This window comes from Bifidobacterium goeldii (assembly GCF_003951095.1).
Taxonomy (GTDB): Bacteria; Actinomycetota; Actinomycetes; order Actinomycetales; family Bifidobacteriaceae; genus Bifidobacterium; species Bifidobacterium goeldii.
Window position 1 is genome coordinate 23,426 of record NZ_QXGL01000003.1, and the last position, 20,541, is coordinate 43,966.

General features: G+C 54.7%; 15 protein-coding genes. 12 read left to right on the plus strand and 3 right to left on the minus strand.

Annotated elements, in window-relative coordinates; translation table 11 throughout:
- The gene (locus D2E25_RS05300; protein WP_125980587.1) at positions 1-1,485 is read left to right on the plus strand and encodes an ABC transporter permease; all 1,485 of its coding nucleotides are present in this window, start codon (positions 1-3) and stop codon (positions 1,483-1,485) included.
- A gap of 73 nt (positions 1,486-1,558) precedes the next feature.
- Here D2E25_RS05300 and D2E25_RS05305 read toward each other — a convergent pair whose 3' ends face one another.
- Positions 1,559-3,538, minus strand: coding sequence for a 1-deoxy-D-xylulose-5-phosphate synthase (locus D2E25_RS05305; protein ID WP_125980589.1), 1,980 nt, complete (start codon positions 3,536-3,538; stop codon positions 1,559-1,561).
- Between the two features lie 206 nt (positions 3,539-3,744).
- On the opposite strand from D2E25_RS05305, the gene D2E25_RS05310 reads away from it, so the two are divergent.
- From D2E25_RS05310 to D2E25_RS05360, 11 genes are all read left to right on the plus strand, one after another.
- Positions 3,745-4,737 (plus strand): zinc-binding dehydrogenase, encoded by a 993-nt coding sequence (locus D2E25_RS05310; protein ID WP_125980591.1) that lies wholly within the window; start codon positions 3,745-3,747, stop codon positions 4,735-4,737.
- Between the two features lie 185 nt (positions 4,738-4,922).
- Positions 4,923-5,420: a 5-(carboxyamino)imidazole ribonucleotide mutase gene (purE, locus tag D2E25_RS05315; RefSeq protein WP_125980593.1), complete on the plus strand. Its 498-nt coding sequence runs from the start codon at positions 4,923-4,925 to the stop codon at positions 5,418-5,420.
- Entirely contained in the window at positions 5,404-6,573 is a 1,170-nt protein-coding gene (gene purK, locus D2E25_RS05320) for a 5-(carboxyamino)imidazole ribonucleotide synthase (protein ID WP_125980595.1), read from the plus strand. The genes purE and purK overlap by 17 nt, the downstream gene beginning before the upstream one ends.
- A 169-nt stretch (positions 6,574-6,742) precedes the next feature.
- The gene (locus D2E25_RS05325; protein ID WP_125980597.1) at positions 6,743-7,183 is read left to right on the plus strand and encodes a Fur family transcriptional regulator; all 441 of its coding nucleotides are present in this window, start codon (positions 6,743-6,745) and stop codon (positions 7,181-7,183) included.
- 257 nt (positions 7,184-7,440) lie between these two features.
- A complete protein-coding gene (locus D2E25_RS05330; protein ID WP_125980599.1) occupies positions 7,441-9,348 on the plus strand; it encodes an ABC transporter ATP-binding protein in 1,908 nt (635 codons plus the stop codon).
- Positions 9,348-11,315 carry an ABC transporter ATP-binding protein gene (locus D2E25_RS05335; protein ID WP_241217042.1) on the plus strand — a complete coding sequence of 656 codons (1,968 nt, stop codon included), beginning with the start codon at positions 9,348-9,350 and terminating at the stop codon, positions 11,313-11,315. Before D2E25_RS05330 ends, D2E25_RS05335 begins: the two co-directional genes overlap by 1 nt.
- Positions 11,316-11,323: 8 nt before the next feature.
- Positions 11,324-11,956 carry an MptD family putative ECF transporter S component gene (locus tag D2E25_RS05340; RefSeq protein ID WP_125980601.1) on the plus strand — a complete coding sequence of 211 codons (633 nt, stop codon included), beginning with the start codon at positions 11,324-11,326 and terminating at the stop codon, positions 11,954-11,956.
- Positions 11,956-12,834, plus strand: coding sequence for an energy-coupling factor transporter transmembrane component T (locus D2E25_RS05345; protein ID WP_206430745.1), 879 nt, complete (start codon positions 11,956-11,958; stop codon positions 12,832-12,834). The genes D2E25_RS05340 and D2E25_RS05345 overlap by 1 nt, the downstream gene beginning before the upstream one ends.
- A 29-nt stretch (positions 12,835-12,863) precedes the next feature.
- Complete coding sequence (locus D2E25_RS05350) at positions 12,864-14,396, plus strand: ABC transporter ATP-binding protein (protein ID WP_164514733.1); 1,533 nt, start codon at positions 12,864-12,866, stop codon at positions 14,394-14,396.
- Between the two features lie 201 nt (positions 14,397-14,597).
- Entirely contained in the window at positions 14,598-15,521 is a 924-nt protein-coding gene (locus D2E25_RS05355; protein WP_125980605.1) for a metal ABC transporter solute-binding protein, Zn/Mn family, read from the plus strand.
- 251 nt (positions 15,522-15,772) lie between these two features.
- Positions 15,773-17,926: an LTA synthase family protein gene (locus D2E25_RS05360; RefSeq protein WP_125981052.1), complete on the plus strand. Its 2,154-nt coding sequence runs from the start codon at positions 15,773-15,775 to the stop codon at positions 17,924-17,926.
- Between the two features lie 185 nt (positions 17,927-18,111).
- On the opposite strand, the gene purD is transcribed toward D2E25_RS05360, so the two are convergent.
- Together purD and purM are read right to left on the minus strand one after the other, a co-directional pair.
- On the minus strand, positions 18,112-19,383 hold the full coding sequence (gene purD, locus D2E25_RS05365; protein ID WP_125980607.1) for a phosphoribosylamine--glycine ligase: 1,272 nt from the start codon (positions 19,381-19,383) through the stop codon (positions 18,112-18,114).
- Positions 19,384-19,443: 60 nt separating this feature from the next.
- Positions 19,444-20,481 (minus strand): phosphoribosylformylglycinamidine cyclo-ligase, encoded by a 1,038-nt coding sequence (gene purM, locus D2E25_RS05370; RefSeq protein ID WP_125980609.1) that lies wholly within the window; start codon positions 20,479-20,481, stop codon positions 19,444-19,446.
- Between the last annotated feature and the right edge of the window lie 60 nt (positions 20,482-20,541).

Genomic DNA, 20,541 nt, shown 5'->3' on the forward strand with positions numbered 1-20,541 from the left:
ATGAGATTCTCTGATATTCTTCGACTCTGCCGGCAGAACTTGTTTCGGCGAAAGTCGCGCACAATCCTGACCGTGCTCGGCGTGATCGTCGGCTGCTGTTCAATTGTGCTAATGATCTCTCTCGCACAAGGCATTAATGAGCAGAACGAGAAAATGCTCAAATCAATGGGTGACTTGTCGATCGTCACGGTGTACACGTCTGGTAGCGGCATGGTCAATACTAGTTCAGGTACTGAGCAGGTCAAACTTGACGATAAGGCTGTGGAATCATTCCGTTCGATGAACGATGTTATTGGCGTGACCCCCGTAATGAATTTCCCATATACTGCCACGCTCAAAGCAGGCGCTGGCGGGCGATATATCGCTGACTACGTGCAGATTATGGGCATTGACATGACGCAGTTCGACCAAATGGGTTACAAAATCGCCGATGGTGATAAACCCTTTAAGGACGGGCAAGTCATGGCTGGTGAATGGCTTGCATACGATTTTATGGACACGTTGCGCGGCGGCGAAATGCGCTATGCCAATCGTGGCGATGGCTCATACAGTTGCACGTACAACGAAGCGACTGGCCAGTGCGAAGCGTCAGAAGATCAGGATCCGTATTTCGATATTCGCAATACCCGGCTAACGCTCGTCACGGGCGCAAACTATCAGGGTGACTCGTACACGAACGGCAGTATGGGCAGCGGGGCCGCTGGACAGTCAGACACTATGAGCGAAACGCTCACCATTTCAGGTTTGACCAAATCAGATCAAAACAAGGGATACGCTACATCCAGCGGTTTGGTCATGGATCTGAAAACAATGAAGGAACTTATTGCCAAAGTCGATCCTTCTGCTGTGAAGAAAGCCAATACGTATGATCAGGTGTACGTGAAGGCTGCTGATCTCTCCGCAGTGCCAGACGTTGAATCGCAGCTCAAATCAATGGGTTACGAGACCTCCTCATATGAGGATATGCGTCAAACAATGGAAGAACAGACGAGCTCGATTCGCCTTATTCTGGGAGGCATCGGCGCGGTATCGCTACTGGTAGCCGCAATCGGTATTGCCAATACGATGGTGATGTCGGTCAGCGAGCGCACGCGTGAGATTGGCATTATGAAAGCGCTCGGCTGCTATGTGCGCGATATTCGCGTGATGTTTCTCGCGGAAGCTGGCGCGATTGGCTTCTTGGGTGGTGTGATTGGTTGCCTATTGAGCGCGTTACTATCGTTGGGTATCAATCTGATCGGCATGACATATTTCGCGTCAATGTATGGATACGTTTCAAACGATGCTGAATCATTATCATTTTGGCAGCGACTGTGGCAAGCGATTGCCGGCGGAGACAATGTAACTCGCTATTCGGTAATCCCATGGTGGCTGTACGTGTTTGCGATCGTGTTCGCGACGCTGATCGGTTTGCTTTTTGGGTTTGGGCCTGCCAATAAAGCGGTGAAGATTCCAGCGTTGGATGCGATTAAAAACGATCAGTAACGCATTGAGGGGGATTTGCTCATTGGATTTGAGCAAATCCCCCTCAATGTTTGGGCGGTTTTGTGCCGCGTGATTATCGTTTGATCACCATGGGTATTGCGCCATTCCACGCTTCACGAATGCGCGCGAGGACGCCATCGACCGTTAGATCGTAACGGTGGTTAAGCTCGTCAAGCGGTACGCGATCAGTGAACTCTTTGACAGCTCCAATATTGATCACCTGAGGATTGCGGGTGGCCTCTAGCTCACGATGATTTGCGTAATATGCGGTGATTTTCTCGCCCCAGCCGCCCTCAAGCTGGCCATCTTCAAGAGTGACTACCAGCTGATGGGTATCGCGCAATGATTCCAACGTGTCCGTGTCCAACGTAGAGCATTGATGCGGGTCGATAACCGTAGCGGTCATGCGGTTGTCAGCATAGAGTTGCTCCGCAACGCGCTCTGCCAGTGGATACGTGTTACCAAGGCTTAGGATTGCGATCTGTGCGCCGCGCTGATGCACGCGATAGGAGAGCATGCGGCTTGCACCGCAGGTTGGTGAAGGAGCTGACACAGCGATCTTGCCAGCATCTGCCGTAGTTTGATGATCGTGTTCAAGAATCGCACTACCGGGTACGCGAATAACCACCGGACCGTCAGGAGCTCCACTGGCATTCGCAGGCATCGTTGACCATGCAAGATCAGCAAGAAAATCAGCGCCAGACGTTGGTGTCAACATGGTCACTCCAGGAATGTTGGCAAACATCATGACGTCATATGCGCCAGAATGCGTATTATCCGAGCCGGATAATCCACCCAGGAAATCCAGTACTGTCACGCGGGAACGATTGAGGCTCATCTCTTGGAAGAACTGATCATAGGCGCGCTGGAAAAATGACGCCGTGGTCGCCACAACCGGCGTGCCACCAGCGCGCGCAATACCCGCAGCAAAAGTCACCGCGTGAGCTTCAGTAATGCCACAGTCAACATAATGCGCGCCTGCATGCTCGCGAAACTCATGCGTAATGCCATTCGATCCAGGAGTAGCTGGCGAAATAACCACCAGACCAGGTTCGCTAGCAAATCGCGGTTCCAAAGCGGCCATCGCCATCTTGCCATAATATTTGCGCGGATCATCCGGGCGGCCTAACGCACGGTCGGGCGTCTGCCAGTGCGATGCTTCACATTGCCCGGCATGCGGTGCCGCATCAGACAGATCACAATGATCAGAATGCCACGGTTCATCATGCGAAACATTGCCAGTACTGCCAACACTGCCAGTATTACTGGTGTGCTGCGTGGCAAAACCAGCACCTTTCAGCGTGTGAATATGCACCACAACCGGATGATCAATATCGCGCACCTCTTCAAATGCGGCAACAAGCGCATCCACATCATTACCATCGCCAACATAGCGATAATCCAAGCCAAACGCTTCAAACAAATTCGGCTGCGCAGTACCGTTGGACGCGCGCAACTGTGCTAGCGGACCATACATGCCACCAAAATCGCCAGCAATCGACATCTCATTATCATTCAGCACAATAATGAGATTGCCACCCTGCGCTGCAGCATTATTCAATCCTTCGAAAGCAATCCCAGAGCTCAGCGAACCGTCACCGATCACCGCAATCACATTGCCAATCGAAGAGTGCCCCGTAGCCGCACGCTCCATGTCACGCGTTTTTGCCAAACCACACGCCAATGACACCGACGTGCCCGTATGCCCCAAAACAAACTGGTCGTGGACGCTTTCCTGCGGATTCGTAAAACCGGTCACCTCATCAAAATGCGCCGGATCAAGATACGCTTCAGCGCGGCCCGTCAGCATTTTATGCACGTAGCTTTGATGCGACACATCAAACACAATCCGATCATGCGGCGACTCAAATACGCGATGCAAGGCGACCGTCGCCTCTACCATGCCCAAGTTTGAGCCAATATGACCACCATGCGCATGCCCATACGCTAGTAACGTTGCTCGAATCTCATCGCACAATGCGTGCAAGTCAGGCGTAGAAAGAGCCTTGACGTCAGCGGGATCGTGAATCGTATGCAAAATACCGCCCGTCATGCTGTAAGGTCCTTTCTCATTGCTCCGAATCCGACATCCTAGCCCACATGGGGGCCTACGGTCGGTAGCACGCGCGAATGTTTCCCACTTCTGTGCATTTGCGTATGCATTTGCGGGGTGTCGAGACACTGCGCATACGCTCACGTGGTTGAATGGTCGCAACGGCACGATACGTGCCTCGCAGACCATCCAGTGAAGGAGCGCCAATGAAGGCTGTTTATGCAAGCACTATTAACCCCGCCGATCCATTGAGCGCGCTCGCAGTTGGTGACCTGCCTGAGCCACAACCCAAACCATGCTGGTCTACTCTTCGCGTGAAAGCCGCCACAGTGAACCATCATGACGTGTGGAGTCTCAAAGGCGTAGGCTTGTCTGCTGACCGTACGCCAATGATTCTCGGCACTGACGCCGCTGGCATACTCGAAGACGATATTCCCGGACGCGGCGGGCTCAAAGCTGGCAGCGAAGTCGTGCCATACACGTTTATTGGCACAGATGGGGCTGGAGTTGCGCCAGGGGAGCGGCGCACCATTCTGTCTGAGCAATATCCCGGCACGATGGCCGAATACACGCAGGTGCCATCCGCTAACGTGTTCGCTAAGCCCGCCAATTTGAGCTTTGTAGAAGCGGCAGCACTAGGTACCAGCTGGCTCACCGCATACTCGCTCATCTTCACCTCAGCTGGTGTCAAACCTGGCGATACACTCCTTATTCAAGGTGCAGGCGGTGGCGTATCCACAGCCGCAATTCAACTGGCGCACGCGGCTGGACTTGAAGTATTGGTGACATCGCGATCTGAATCCAAGCGTGTTCGCGCTCGCGAACTTGGCGCCGATCTCGTGGTGGAAACGGGCGCTCGACTGCCGCGCAAAGTTGACGCGGTGATTGAATCGGTGGGAGCAGCCACGTGGAGCCACTCGGTGAAATCAGTACGCCCCGGCGGCGTCATCGCGATTTGTGGAGCTACCACAGGCGACCAGCCGGGAGCAGAACTCACGCGCATCTTCTTCCAAGACATTCGCGTGCAAGGTAACACCATGGGCTCACGCGACGATTTTGCGCGTCTACTGCGCTTTGTAGAACATGCTGACCTGCATCCGGTGATTGACTCAACCTTCAACGGTTTGGATGCCGCACCCGCCGCGTTTGCCAGAATCATTTCCGGTGACGCGTTCGGCAAAATCGCGCTCAGTGTGTGAGCAGTCACTGATTCGATGCTGACTTGTAGCCCGCGTAACCGCGTAGCCATTGATTCAGCCTGCCGACTGTGTACGATCTGCATCGGCAGGCTTGTAGAGAGCAGCTCTGTATCCATTGGAGCGGTTCTGTATCCCTCTGTGCGTACAGTTGGAACGGTATCCCTGTTCCTTCTTCGGAGGTTCTTATGACTGACAGCAAGCCGCAAGTGGCGGTGATCATGGGCTCGGCGAGCGATTGGGAAACCATGAAGCACGCCTGCGACATTCTCGATCAATTCGGTGTGGCATATCACAAGCAGGTGATCTCCGCACACCGTACTCCGGAACTCATGGCCGACTTTGCGCACGGTGCTCGCGCAAACGGTTTCAAAGTCATTATTGCTGGCGCTGGCGGAGCTGCACACCTGCCCGGCATGGTTGCCGCGCAGACTACACTGCCGGTAATCGGCGTGCCAGTGCGCTCGCATGCACTCTCTGGTTGGGATTCTTTGCTGTCTATTGTGCAGATGCCTGGCGGTATTCCAGTGGCGACTACCGCTGTTGGTAACTCTGGTGCGACGAACGCTGGTCTGCTCGCGGTGCAGATGCTCTCCGCGTTTGATGCTGATTTGGCCAGCAAGCTTGAGGATTATCGTAACGAACTGAAGGAAAAGGTGGCACAGTCTAATGCCCAGCTTGTCTGAGGAAACGCACGGCGCTGTCTCCATGCTGCAGCCGGGTGCCACAATCGGCATCATCGGCGGCGGTCAGCTCGGCCGCATGATGGCTTTGAGCGCTAAATACATGGGCTTCCGCATCGGCGTGCTCGACCCGACTCCTGACTGCCCGACCGCGCAGGTTGCAGACTTCCAGATTGTTGGTGAATACGACGACAAGACCGCTATTCATGATTTGGCGGAAAAGTCCGATGTACTCACCTACGAGTTCGAGAACGTTGACGCTGAAGCTATTGACGAGGTTCGCCACTTGGTTGCCGCGCCGCAGGGCACTGATCTGCTGCGCGTTACGCAGGATCGCGTCAACGAGAAGACGTTCATCAACGAGCATGGTACAGAAACTGCGCCATGGCGTGCGGTCAATAATTTTGAGGAATTGGATGCGGCGATTGATGAGCTGCATTATCCGTGCGTGTTGAAGACTCGTTCCGGTGGCTACGATGGTCACGGTCAGCATGTGTTGAAAAGTGACGCTGATCTTGAGAAGATTCGTGCGCGCGGCGATCGAGGCGGTGGATTCCCGCCGAGCATTCTCGAAGGCTTTGTTGACTTTGCGTTCGAAGCGTCGATTTTGGTGTCTGGTAACGGCAAGGACTATGTGACGTTCCCAATCGTGCGCAATGATCACCGCAACAACATTCTGCATATGACCATCGCGCCCGCTGAAGTCAGCCCTGAGATCGCGCAAGCGGCTCACGAGTTGGCATTGCGTTTGGCTCGCGGCTTTGAGCTGGCTGGAACGCTTGCGATCGAGCTGTTTGTTACGAAGGACAATCGAGTGATTGTCAACGAGCTTGCACCGCGCCCGCACAACTCCGGTCATTACACGATCGAAGCGTGCTCGATTGACCAGTTCGACGCACATATTCGTGGTATCGCTGGCTGGCCGCTGCCGGCTCCGAAGCTGCTGAGCTCCGCTGTTATGGTCAATGTGCTTGGCCAGCATGTGCTGCCCACGCGTGCGCTAATCGCCACGCATCCGGAGTGGAACGTGCACGATTACGGCAAGGCGCAGTTGCGTCACAACCGTAAGATGGGCCACATTACGGTGCTCACTGACGACACTGCGCGCACCGTCGAGGAACTTGAGGCCACTGGCTGCTGGGACGATCTCAAGTAGTCGTTACATTATGTAATGTCACGATGCACTGTCACGTTTGCGCCCGACTCTGTTTGTATACACGGAGCCGGGCGCAAACTGTTTTCCGGCATGTCCCGGTGTAACGGCGTTATCATTAGCTGACTGTAATTGATAATGACGATCGACGGTAACCCAAGGGAAGTGCGATATGACCGGACCGGTGCGGCACACGAGGCAGAAGGATGCAGTACTCGCGCAGTTGCGAGACTGCGATGATTTCGTATCTGCGCAGGAGTTGCATCGTAAGCTCGAAGATGAAGGGCTGAAAATCGGACTTGCTACCGTGTACCGTCAACTCAATGCGCTTGCTGACTCTGGTGCAGCCGATACGATTCGGCTTGACGGTCAGCAATTATTCCGTTTGTGTGGTGATGATGCACATCATCACCATTTGGTGTGCCGTAGCTGCGGCAAGACTGTAGAAATTGACCCGCCGAGTGAGGCATGGCTACGCAAGGTAGCAACTACTCACGGATTTACTGTTGAATCCCATACGCTGGAAGTGTTCGGTCTGTGCCCTGATTGCCGCGCTGCTTCCTCCGGGTGCGTCGAACCAACTGAAATTTCGCATAGTGAGACGCATATCTGAGATATTTGCTGTGTGATAATGGCAGCGGCTTCTCACTACGATTCGGGGTTATGACTCGGGTTGCATCGTTCTGCCATCTGCTATTGTGCAAGTCGAAAGTAACGCATTCCGGGGCGTAACTATGCCTGAAAAGGCTTGGGATTATAGCGTTTTTTGCCAATTGCACAAGTCTTGTATTTACGTAATGCGCCACATATGGTGTGGCGTGGCTCGTGAAGACACGCGGCTTATACAAGGCAAAGAGGAAGGCGCGCCCCATGACGTCGGAAGCGATAGCCGGCAACGAGGCACAGCATAGTTCGCGGCAACCGGCAGATAATCAGCCGGTGCGCAGCAAATCGTCAATCGGCCAGCTGCTCGATTACGCAGGCAGCTACCGGTGGCTGATGGTATTTGGTTGTGCGATGTCAGCAGTGCATGCGGTATTGGAAATGCTGGTGCTGATATCCATGTGGTTTGTCGTGCGCGATCTGCTTGCTGTAGCGCCCAACTGGAGTAAGGCTGCGAACGCTGGACAATACGCATGGTGGGCGATGGGTTTTGCTGCAGCTGCGCTCGTCGTATATTTTGTTGCGCTTATGTGCACGCACATTGCCGCATTCCGCACCACGGCAAATATTCGCAAAGCTTGCATGCGGCACGTAACCACCCTGCCACTTGGCTGGTTTGATGCGCATCCCAGTGGAGAAACACGTCGTATTATCGACGGTTCTGTTGAAGAAACCCATGCGGTAATGGCACACAGACTGCCCGATCTTACGGCCGCAGCCACCACGCCGATCGCCTTCATCATTGTCGCGTTCATCTTCGACTGGCGCATGGGAATCGCCTGCATCATTCCCATCATCCTATCCGCCACGCTCATGGGCATCATGATGGGTACCGGTGCTGGTCGCAACTTCATGACCCGCTACCAGAGCGCGCTCGACACCATGAACAAAGCCGCTGTTGAATATGTGCGTGGTATTCCCGTTGTAAAAACGTTCCAACAAACTGTCTACTCATTCCGTGCGTTTAACGCCACCATCCGCGATTATCGCGAAATGGCATACCGGTATTCCATGTTCTGCCAGCCAGCACAAGTCGCACAACTGGTCGCTGTTAACGGCACCTTCGCGCTGCTGGTGCCAGCTTCTATCCTGATCGCCACGAACACCAGCAACTTCAGCGTCTTCCTCGCTGACTTTCTCTTCTACTGCCTGTTCAGCAGCATTACCGTGCCGATGATGACCAAAGTCATGTATGCGTCACAATCATTCATGCAAGCCGACGATGCGATGCGACGCCTCTCTGGTATTCTGAGCGCCAAGCCGCTACCGCAGCCGGATGCGGCACACGCGCGCACGCCAAACGATAACACCGTGGAATTGTGCAACGTAACATTCTCCTACGATGGTGCTGCGCAACCCGCACTTGACAATGTCAGTTTGCGCGTGCCTGAAGGAGCAACAGTAGCACTCGTCGGCCCCTCTGGATCAGGTAAAACCACTGCTGCACGACTGGTGCCACGATTTTCAGACGTGCAATCTGGATGCGTGCGCATCGGCGGAGTTGACGTGCGTGATATTCCCGAAGTTGAACTCATGGCGCGCATCGCATTCGTATTCCAAAACGATCATCTGTTCGCTGAATCACTACTCGACAATATTCGCCACGCTCGGCCACAAGCCAGCCGTGAAGAAGCGCTCGCTGCCGCTCACGCCGCACAATGTGATGATATTATCGCCAAATTCCCTGACGGCATCGACACCATGATCGGCACAGACGGCGTCTACCTATCCGGCGGAGAAGCGCAGCGCATCGCCCTAGCGCGCGCAATATGCAAAAACGCGCCAATCATCGTGCTTGATGAAGCCACCGCATTCGCTGATCCAGACAATGAAGCACGCATTCAAACCGCACTCGCACACCTTGCACAAGGACGTACCGTGCTGATGATCGCACACCGGCTCACCACTGTTCGTGACGCTGACAACATTATCGTGCTCGATCAAGGACGCGTTGTGCAGCAAGGCACGCATGATGCACTCGTTGCAACTGACGGACTCTACGCGCGCATGTGGCGTGACTATGAGACCTCTGTCTCGTGGACGATGACCGGATCTGTGGCCGGGTCTATAGCCGGATCGCAGCCAGTAAATGAGAACGATCAGGAGGTGCGATAGTGAACGCAACCACAGCTCGCAGCCGACAGGCAAGCGCCATTGATCGCACAATCGACGCAGCCATTGCTGCCGCCGGCGCCAACGACTGCGCCACCGTTGACTACCAGCAGCTCATCGGCAAGCCCGCCAAGCCAGGCAGCTTCCGCGATCGATTCGCGCTGACTGAAACCGGTGCTCACGCACTCGTCTACGGCTCTCTCGCCTGTGCTATTGGCAATTTCAGCCTCATGCTACCGATGGCAGTCATCTGGTTTGCTATAGCCCGATACGTACAGCACGTAAGCAACCCTGCAATAGCACTGCCAGCATTCTGGCCGATTGTAGGCGTGAGCATACTCATTCTCGCCGTAATGTTTGCCGCACAATGGTGGCAGTACAGCGCCACATACAACCAGATTTACGGCGAATCTGCGCGCACGCGACTCGCGCTCGCCGAAAAACTGCGCACGCTGCCCATGTCATTCTTCTCACGCCGCAGCACCGCCGACTTGACCTGCGCAGTACTTACCGATTGCGCAAATCTTGAACAATTGTTCTCGCACGTTATGCCTGAACTATTCGGCACAACAATCTCTACCTGCGTGGTATTAATTGCGCTGTTTGTATACGATTGGCGGCTTGCGCTCGCTGTTGCTTGGGTGCTGCCCATTGCCATTGTGCTGCTGCTGATTAGCCGCAACGTGCAGCAAACATCAGCGCGCGAGTTCAACGAACGGCGTCTTGCCGTGGCTGCTGGTATTCAGGAAAGTCTTGAATGCGCGGCACAGCTGCGTGCCAGCGGCCAAACCGAACGGTATTTAGCGGGTCTTGACGCGAAAATCGATGCGGCTGAGCGCACGCAAGTGCACAGTGAGCTAGTTCCAGGCGTTATCGTCTCAGGCGCGCAAATTCTCCTCACCGTAGGCAAAGCGAGTGTCATTCTTGTTGGCGCCCAACTCGTAGCTCGCGGGCAGGTTGATTTTACGACGTACATGGTGTTTTTACTGTGCGCGGCTATGATCTACGCGCCCATTGCCGTGTTGTTCGAGTCGATTGCGGAACTGATGAATATCGACACGCATACCGCTAGGCTGCGTGAAATTCACGCTGAGCGCGCGCAAACAGGCGCAGAGGTTTGCACGCCGGCTGGCTATGACATCACGTTTGATCACGTTACTTTCTCATACCGCGACGATGCAGCGGGCAATGATACAGCTGACAATAACCATGCATCGCGTGATGCGCAGCGCGTACTTGACGATGTGTCCTTTACTGCACGTCAAGGTGAGATCACTGCGCTCGTCGGCCCGTCAGGTGGCGGCAAATCTACGGTTTCGAAACTCGCTGCCCGTTTCTGGGATGCTGATCATGGCGTGGTGCGCGTTGGTGGCGTAGACGTTTCCTCTGTCGCGCCGGAAGTACTGCTGCGCGACTATGCAATCGTATTCCAAGATGTCGTGTTGTTTAATGACACCATCACTGAGAACATTCGACTCGGTCGGCGTGATGCGAGCGACGAAGAAGTGCTTGCTGCTGCGCGTGCAGCAAACTGCGATGACTTCGTGACACATATGGCTCACGGGTACGACACCATCATCGGTGAAAACGGTGCCACACTGTCCGGTGGCGAACGCCAGCGTATTTCCATCGCTCGCGCGCTGCTCAAGGACGCGCCGATCGTACTGCTTGACGAGGCAACCGCGTCACTCGATGTCGAAAACGAGACCCGCGTGCAATCCGCACTATCCCGTCTGCTGCGCGGCAAAACCGTGCTCGTTATCGCGCATCGTATGCGCACGGTGATGAACGCGAACAAGATCGTCGTGCTTGATCACGGTCGCGTTGTCGAACAAGGCACGCCGAGCGCGCTGCTTGCCAGCAACGGCTTATTTGCACACATGGCCCAGCTGCAAACCGATGCCCAATCGTGGACATTACGCACAGCGCACAAGATTTCCGACGGTGTTTCCACCGACAACAACAAATAAGAGAGGTAATGATGACCACTTCAGCTACACCCACAACCACGAACGCGAGTGCAACCACGCCCGCAAAGAAAACCGGACTCAAGCCAAAGGACTGGATTTCCGTTGGCGTGTACTTTGTCATTTATGTAGTGCTCAGCTACGCCGTTGCCATGCTCGGCTATATTCCAGTGCTCATGCCACTATCCGGCGTGTTTATCGGCGTGATTTGCCAGACGCCGGTCATGCTGATGGCGTTGAAAGTCCGCCATCTCGGCGTGTTTACCATCTTTGGTATTCTGACCGGTCTGCTGATGGGCCCCGGCCAGATTCCGACCATGATTTGCGCAGTAATCTGCGGTATTCTCGCGGACCTGATCGCTGCTGCCGGCAAGTTCACGAATCGCGCATTGCTGATTACCGCCGTCGCTGTGTTCAACGTGTGGAGCTACGGCAAGTACATTCCGTTCTTCTTCATGCGTGACGCTTACCTTGCGCAAATCGCCGAAGGCTACGGCCAGAGCTATGTTGACCAAGTGTCCGGCTTGTTCCCGATGTGGCTCGCCGTGGGAATGCCAATTATGCTGTTCGTTTCCGGTGCGCTTGGTGCATGGATTGCAACCAAGCTGCTCGCCAAGCATTTTGAGAAGGCCGGACTGATCTGATGACGATATCGTCTGCTGCGAGCGAAGTAGCCGGTATGCAGCGTATAGGCGGCGCTGGTACAGATCGTACTGAGCGAGCAGAGCGGCACAGTGGCAAGGCAATTGGCGGGGCAACGGTTGCTGCCGCTGGCTCTGCCTGTGCTGCTAGCGGCATGCCGTCATACCGTGGCTTGCTGTGGTGTGACCCGCGTACGAAAATCGTAGTCGTGTTCACCCTTGGCTGTTTTTGCCTCACGTTGGCCGGTGGGGACGCGCAGTCAATGATTATTGTGCGCAGGCTTCTCGCCTTTGCCCCGGCGCTCCTGTTGCTGTTTACACGCCGCCGTGGCGCGGGTATTGGCTACGCGCTGTGCTTGGTGGGATTTTGGCTGGTGGCCACGTTTGTATTGCCACATGTTGGCGGTCCAATCGGCTGGCTGATTTATGCGAGCGTTGGCATGATGACGCAAATGCTGCCTGCTGCAATGGGTGCATATTGGATGCTGGTTACCACTACAGCCAGCGAGTTAATTGGCGCATTACAGCGCATGCATGTGCCGCTGCCGATTACCGTGCCGATTGCGGTAATGTTTCGCTTCCTGCCGGTCGCTCTGGCTGAACAGCGGGCGATTAACGATGCCATGCGTATGCGTGGCGTGCGATTCGGCGGTGGCAAAGTAGGGCAAATGCTTGAATATCGCGTAGTGCCACTGATGACCAATAGTGTGCGCATTGCCGATGAACTTACCCAGTCCGCGCTTACTCGCGGTTTAGGGTACGACAAGCATCGCACCAGCATTGCGCGCATTGGCTTCCATACAATTGATATGCTCATGCTGCTCTTGTGCGCCGCCTGCTACATCGCGTGGGGTTTGACAGCCATGGGGATACTGCAATGAGCGATACAGGAATAATTCGTTGTGATAATGTGTCGTTCACATACGCCAACGTTGAAACGCCAAGTATCACTGGATTCGACTGCGAAATTCACGCTGGGCAGGTTGTACTGCTGTGTGGCGATTCCGGATGCGGTAAAACAACCGTGACACGACTCGTGAACGGGCTTGTCCCGCACTATTTTGAAGGAACACTTACTGGTCGAGTGAGTGTTGATGGGCTTGATGTGGCGTCCAGCGAGCTAGCTGAACTCGGCAAACATGTTGGCACAGTATTTCAAAACCCGAAAAGCCAGTTTTTCACGCTTGACGTTACTGGAGAAATGGCGTTTGGGTGTGAGAATTTCACCATGCCACCGGATGATATTCGCGCTTCCATTGCGCGTGAAGCCCAGCGATTCGACATTGAACACCTGTTGGGCAGGCCAATCGATGCACTGTCCGGCGGTCAGAAGCAAAAAGTTGCTTGCGCGTCCGTTTGTGTGCCTGACCCGCCGATCCTCGTATTCGACGAGCCATCCAGCAATCTTGACGCGACGGCTATCGGCGAGCTTGCACGCGCCATCAGCCTGCTGAAAAAGCATGGGAAAACGATTCTAATCGCCGAACACCGCTTGTATTGGCTCGCGAACCTTGTTGACCAAGTCATGTATATGCGCGATGGGCAGATTGTTCGAACGCTGAGCGCTGATGAATTCCGTTCACTGCCTGACCATGAACGGCAGGCTATGGGATTGCGACCGGTACATGTGGAAGATATTGAAGATTTCGCCAGCGTACGCGGGGGTGATAGTGCAAACGGTGAAATCGCAGACGGTGATACTGGTGATGCTACTGATGCGGTACACAGCAATACTGACACCGCTGAGGCATACCAGGTTGAGCATTTTGCATACCGGTATCAACACAGTCGCAATGTTGTATTAGATATTGCGCATGCGGCGATTGCTGCGGGGCGTGCTACTGCGATTACTGGGCTTAACGGGGCTGGAAAATCCACGTTTGCGCGATGCTTGCAAGGTCTCGATCGGCGGTGCCGTGGCACGTTGATTGAGCCGCAGACCGGTCGATCATTGCGCCGTAAACAGCGGCTCAGTTCATGCTTCACGGTGATGCAAGACGTGAATTGTGAACTGTTCTGCGAATCGGTGCTCGATGAAATTGTGCTTGCTCAACCGCAGGAAAACAAGAGTGTAGCACTTGACGTGTTGCGCCGTCTTGATTTGGAAGCGTTTGCTGATCGGCACCCGTTGTCGCTATCTGGCGGTCAAAAACAGCGTGTTGCTATTGCTGCAGCACTCGCTTCCGAACGGCCGATCATTATTCTTGATGAGCCGACAAGCGGTCTTGATCTTCGCCATATGCGGCAGGTTGCTAGCATGGTGCGCTCGTTGACCCATATGGGGCGCACGATTGTTGTTGTCACGCATGATCCTGAATTTGCTATCGCGGCGTGTGATGCAAACATCACCCTTGAACAAGGGCGATTAGCGGAAGCCTACCCGTTGGATGCGGCGGGTGATCAGCGGCTAGCGGCTCGGCTAACCGCACCAGTTGCTGCATAACCGATTCGTGATATTGCCCTTGTTTCGCCGGTGAGTTGTGAGGCTCACCGGCGTTGTTGTATCTGTGCTGATTGCGTTTTGCTGATTGTAGAATCGTCCTACACGACACACCGATAATGATAACGATTCTCATTATGGTGTATGGTTGGTGATGCAATCGAAGAGCGATATTCGCATTCGCAAGAACAGGGGAGAAACCACATGTCATTGACTACTCATATGTCCATCATTCGCCGGGCAGCCGCCGGATTTGCAGCCGCGGGCATGCTGATCGCACTGAGCGCCTGTGGTTCGAGCTCACCGGCTGAAGCAGCTGACAGTGCAGGCCAAGCAAACAATCCACTCGAAGTTGTCGCCTCGATCAACCAGTGGGGTTCTATCGCGACTGATCTCGGTGGTGATCATGTCAATGTCACCAACATTATGACCAAAACCAACGTTGAAGCGCACGACTACGAGCCGACAGCCAAAGACATCGCTCAGATTGGAGCCGCCGACGTTGCGATCGTCAACGGTGCGGACTACGACTCTTGGGCATCCAAGGCCGCGCAATCCACCAAGGCTGAGCTCGTCGACGCCGCTTCAACAGCTGGCATCGAAGATGGTGATAATCCGCACGTCTGGTTCTCCGCCGCCGTGCGCAAAGCGACCGCTGACGCCATCACCAAGGCGTACCAGAAAGCCGATCCGGCAAACTCGGACGCTTACGACAAGCTCAATCAGGCGTGGCACAAACGAGAGTCGGCGCTCGAAACCAACATTAAGACCGCATCCTCTACGCTCAAGAACCTGCCGTACGCGGCCACCGAATCAGTCGCATGGTATCTCGCCGACGATCTGGGCATGAGCGACGCCACGCCAACTGGCTACGCGCAAGCTGCCGCTAACGAAAGCGAGCCAACCCCATCCGATATCAAGGATTTCAAGAGCGCGTTGGAAAACGGCTCGATCAAGATGCTCGTCTTCAACGCGCAGGAAGCTAACTCCACGACCGACCAGATCACCGGCGCCGCGAAGACGGCCGGCGTGCCGATCGTGGAGCTCACCGAGCAGATGCCCGCGCAGTACGACGATCTGCTCGATTGGATGGGCGCGCTCGTCAATCAGTTCGATCAGGCGGCATAAGGCGCGCATTACCGCAGTTGCAGGAGAGGAACAGGATGTTCGGCGCGCGTCATGCGGCGAAATTGCACAAAACGCATAATGCCGTCGAATAGTGCGGAGAGTGGTGACTCACGAAGATCCATGAATCATAAAGCAATCGTGAAAAAGTGCCATACCTTATAGCTTTTGTCATGAACGACGACGACAATAGACGGGATATGCCTAGTGAAGTAAGCGATTCAATTGATTCGACCGATCATGAAGTGCAGGTTATGACCAACGAGAATACGCAACAAACAACACAGCACGATGAGCTGAGTAGCACCTCCCCGGTGAACGGCGGCAGTAGCGATATTGAAGAACTCACCATCGCGCGCAAAGATGATGAAACTGACGCAGAACGCGACGAGCGACGCTGGTTTAAATTCCGCAGCATCGCATTCCCCGGATGGTTGTACGCGATCTTCTTCATTATTTTTGATCTCGCTGCCGTCGCGGCACTGGAATGGGGTGTGTCGCTCAAAAGCACGCGTGTGAAACTCTCCAGTCCAACCGTCGGCTGGGGATTCGTCACCAAAATGTGGGAAGACCACAACTTTGTGCTGGTACTCAACCTCATTCTGTGGGGAATTATTTATCTCATCCTGTTGATGCTCATCAACTGGTTCTGGATTGCCACGCCGGTGTTTCTCGGTGTGGCAATCATCTGCGCGGTGATTGAACACTTCAAAGTGCAGATTCGTTACGAAGCAGTACTTCCTTCAGATTTGGGCTTTCTTGGCTCCAATAAAGGCAATCTGCTGAGTTTCATGCCGCCGGGAGCACACTGGACCATTATTGGCGCAGTAGCAATCTTCATCGGTGTGATCATCGTATGTTTCTTCCTGTATCGCATCGACGGTCGCTCCGGACGCATGATTCGCTTCGATCATCGCGGGCTCGCTGTCGTTGTGCGTCTGCTGCTGATCCTGCTGCCCGGCATGTTCTTCACCCTGTACACGATGCAGGTAAGCACTGTCGGCTCATGGGCGAAAGCGTTCGCGACTGTGATGGGCGACAAGCCATCCATGTGGGATTCCGTCTACGATGCGCAGCGCAACGGCCCGCTCGTCTCCTTCACGCGCCAGCTCAATCCGCGCGTGATGGAAAAGCCTGCTGATTACAGCGAGGAAACGATGCAAGCACTGGCGAAGAAGTACGCCGGCGAAGCGAAGACGATCAACAAGACGCGTTCGGCAAACATGACTGATTCGACGGTAATCTACGTGCTGTCTGAATCGTTCTCTGACCCGTCGCGCGTGCCAGGATTGAAGATTAACAAGGATTCCATCCCGAATATTCGCGCGATTAAGTCAGGTACAACCTCTGGCCTGATGCTCTCCTCCGGTTACGGCGGCGGTACTGCGAACCTTGAATACATGGGACTGACCGGCATGAGCATGGCGAACTTCGATTCGTCACTTACCAGCCCATACCAGCAGCTGGTGCCGAACGCGCATTGGACGCCGACGATTAACCAGATGTGGGGCGCGGCGAAGTTCTCCGAGGCATTCCACCCGTATGAGGCGTCGATGTATTCGCGTGGTACCAACTACGTGAAGTTTGGCTTCTCGCACTTCTATACGCTCACTGGTGATGGCAAGGGTAATGACATCATCAAATATCAGGACAAGATTGACGATTCGCCATATGTTTCTGATGAGGCGACGTATCGCAGTGCGTTGGAGTCGATTAGCGCGTCGAAGTCGAATCAGTTTATTCAAATCATTACGATGCAGAACCATATGCCGTATAACGACTGGTATCACAATAATGATTTCACTGCTGAATCAGCTGATCCGTCCACGCCGCTTGAAAACGATGAGAAGCGTTCGATTCAGACCTATCAGAAGGGCGCGAGCTTAACTGATGAGGCTACGGCGAAGTTCCTTGAAGATCTCGATAAGCTGGATAAGCCGATCACTGTTGTGTTCTATGGCGATCACTTACCTGGCATTTATGAGACGGCTAGTGCGGATACGAATAATTCGCTGGCACTCCATTTGACCGACTATTTCATTTGGTCGAATAAGGCGAGCTCGTCGGCAGGGGAGAAGATCGACAATAGTGCATACTCGTCGCCGAACTTCTTTGTTGCGCAGGCAGCTGAGCATATGGATGCGAAGGTATCGCCGTATTTGGCATTCCTCACCGAGATGCATGCGAAGGTTTCCGCGATGGAACCGCCGGTGGTCAATTCGATTCAAGGTTGGGATCGAATTCCTGAAGGTCAGAATATCTATTTAGAGGCTTCTGGCAATCCGATGGCTGAGAGTGATTTCGACGAGGAGACTCAGCAACTGCTCGCCGACTACAAGCTCATCCAGTACGACATCACCGCCGGCAAGAACTACCTGAAAGACACCGGCTTCATGGATTTGCCGTAAACCGGTTTTTGGTATTCGCCGCACGATATGAGAAGGGCGAGACTCCTTACGGGGTCTCGCCCTTCTGAGTATATTAGCGCCCTAATTGTGGCTGGGCGTGGGATGATGCGTGCGTCAGCAAGGCATACCGAGGGAAGACGTGCGCAGCACGTCGACCGAGGAACAACGCAGCTGACGCTCCATCATCACGCGCTCAGAGCCTTGGCACCGATGTCGTGGCGGTAAAACATGCCCGTGGTGTCCAGGTTGTCGATGATCGCGTACACCTTGTCCTGTGCGGCCTTGATGGATTCAGCGGTGGTTTCGACGAGGAGAACACGACCGGAGGAGGCAACGAGATCGCCGTTGTCGTCACGCTTGACGCCGGCGTAGTAGACATGGGAGTCCTCGTCAACAGGAATGGCGGGGATTGCGGCGCCCTTGATCACGTTGACGGGGTAACCGTTGGAAGCGAGAACAACGCCGAGCGTAGCGTCGCCTTCCTTCCACGTGAAGGTTGGCGTACCGTCGTTGAGAATATCGTTGATGCCAGCGCCAAGATCGGAGGTGAGGCGGGGCAGAACGACTTCGGTTTCGGGGTCGCCGAAACGGGCGTTGAATTCGATGACCTTAGGGCCATCAGCGGTGGCAATAAGACCGGCGTAGAGGATGCCGGTGAATGGCGTGCCTTCGGCTGCCATCGCTTCAACAGTTGGGCGCACGATGGTTTCAATGGCAGTATCGACAACGTCCTGGCCAATCTGGGGAACAGGGCTGTAAGCGCCCATGCCACCGGTGTTAGGGCCTTCATCGTTGTCGTAGGCACGCTTGTGATCCTGGGAGATTGGCATCGGCCAGAATTCGGTACCGCGCACAAAGCTCATGAGGGAGAATTCTTGGCCTTCGAGGAAGTCTTCGATAACAACTTTGGCACCGGCCTTGCCAAAGCGGTGATCGACGAAGATGTCGTCAAGAGCAGCAATGGCGGTCTCTTCATCCATGGCGACGGTTACGCCCTTGCCAGCAGCAAGACCGTCAGCCTTAATAACGATCGGGGCACCGTGTTCACGCACATAGGCGGTGGAATCTTCGAGGTTGTCGAAAGTGCGGTATTTCGCGGTTGGAATGTCATGGCGTTCCATGAGCTGCTTGGCGAAGTCCTTGGAGCCTTCGATCTGCGCGGCGGCCTTGGACGGGCCAAATGCCTTGATACCAGCTGCGGCGAAATCGTCGACAAGGCCTTCAATAAGCGGCACTTCGGGGCCAACGAATGCCCAATCGTACTGGTTGTCTTGCATGAACGCGATGAGCGCGGCATGGTTGGATTCGTCGATCTGCGTGGTGCGGATGCCATCGAGCTCCATACCGGGGTTGCCGGGTGCGACGGTCACTTCGCTGACGCTGTCGCCTCGTAGCAGGGCGTGGGCGATGGCGTGTTCACGTGCGCCCGAACCGATGACCAGAACCTTCTGTCCCATGTGGGGTCCTTTCAAATCAACAGGCTCCCCGATATGGTGGGGAGCCTGATCGCGAATGTCTTACTTAAGAGTGATCTGCGTGCCTTCGGTGTCCTTAGTGATGCGGCCGATGCGATAGCCAGCTTCACCATTGGCCTTGAGCAGGTCGAGCGTCTCATCAGCACGCTCAGCGTCCACGGCCAGAACCATACCGATACCCATGTTGAAGATGTTGTACATCTCCTTGTGATCAATATCGCCAGCTTTTTCGAGCACATCGAAAATCGGCAGAACAGGCCAAGTGCCCAGTTCGATCTCGGCAGCGAGACCATCGGGGATCATACGCGGAATGTTCTCAATGAAGCCGCCACCGGTAATGTGTGCGACGCCCTTGACGACACCGGCCTTGAACAGAGGCTTCAGCGTCTTCACGTAGATCTTCGTCGGGGTAAGCAGCACGTCGCCGAGCTTTTCGCCGCCGAGCTCGTCCAGCTCGGTATCAACGGTGTAGCCAGCCTGTTCGAACAGTGCTTTGCGTACCAGAGAGAAGCCGTTAGAGTGCACGCCGGTGGAGGGCAGGCCAATGAGCACATCGCCTTCAGTAATACCGGAGCCGTCAACAATGGCAGACTTTTCAGCCACGCCAACAGCAAAGCCGGCCAGATCATACTCATCTTCGTCGTACATGCCAGGCATTTCAGCGGTTTCGCCGCCGATAAGTCCAGATTCAGCTTGTACGCAGCCGTCGGCTACGCCTGCAACAACCTGCTCAAGTAGTGCAGGATCATTCTTACCGCAGGCAATGTAGTCGAGGAAGAACAACGGTTCAGCGCCTTGAGCGGCAATATCGTTGACGCACATGGCGACGCAGTCAACACCAATCGTGTTGTGCTTGCCAGCAAGCTTGGCAACGACAAGCTTGGTACCCACACCATCAGTGCCAGAGATCAGCACTGGCTCCTTGTAGCCGAGCGAAGCAAGATCAAACAGGCCGCCGAATCCGCCGATGCCGCCCATAACGCCGGGGCGATTGGTGCGTGCCACATGGGACTTAATGCGCTTAACGACTTCGTACCCAGCTTCAACGCTGACTCCTGCGTTCTCATAGGCTTTGGGCATGACGGTCCTTTCTTGAGTGTTGGTCGCATATCCTGTGCGGCCGGTGTGTTTTCTTGTCGG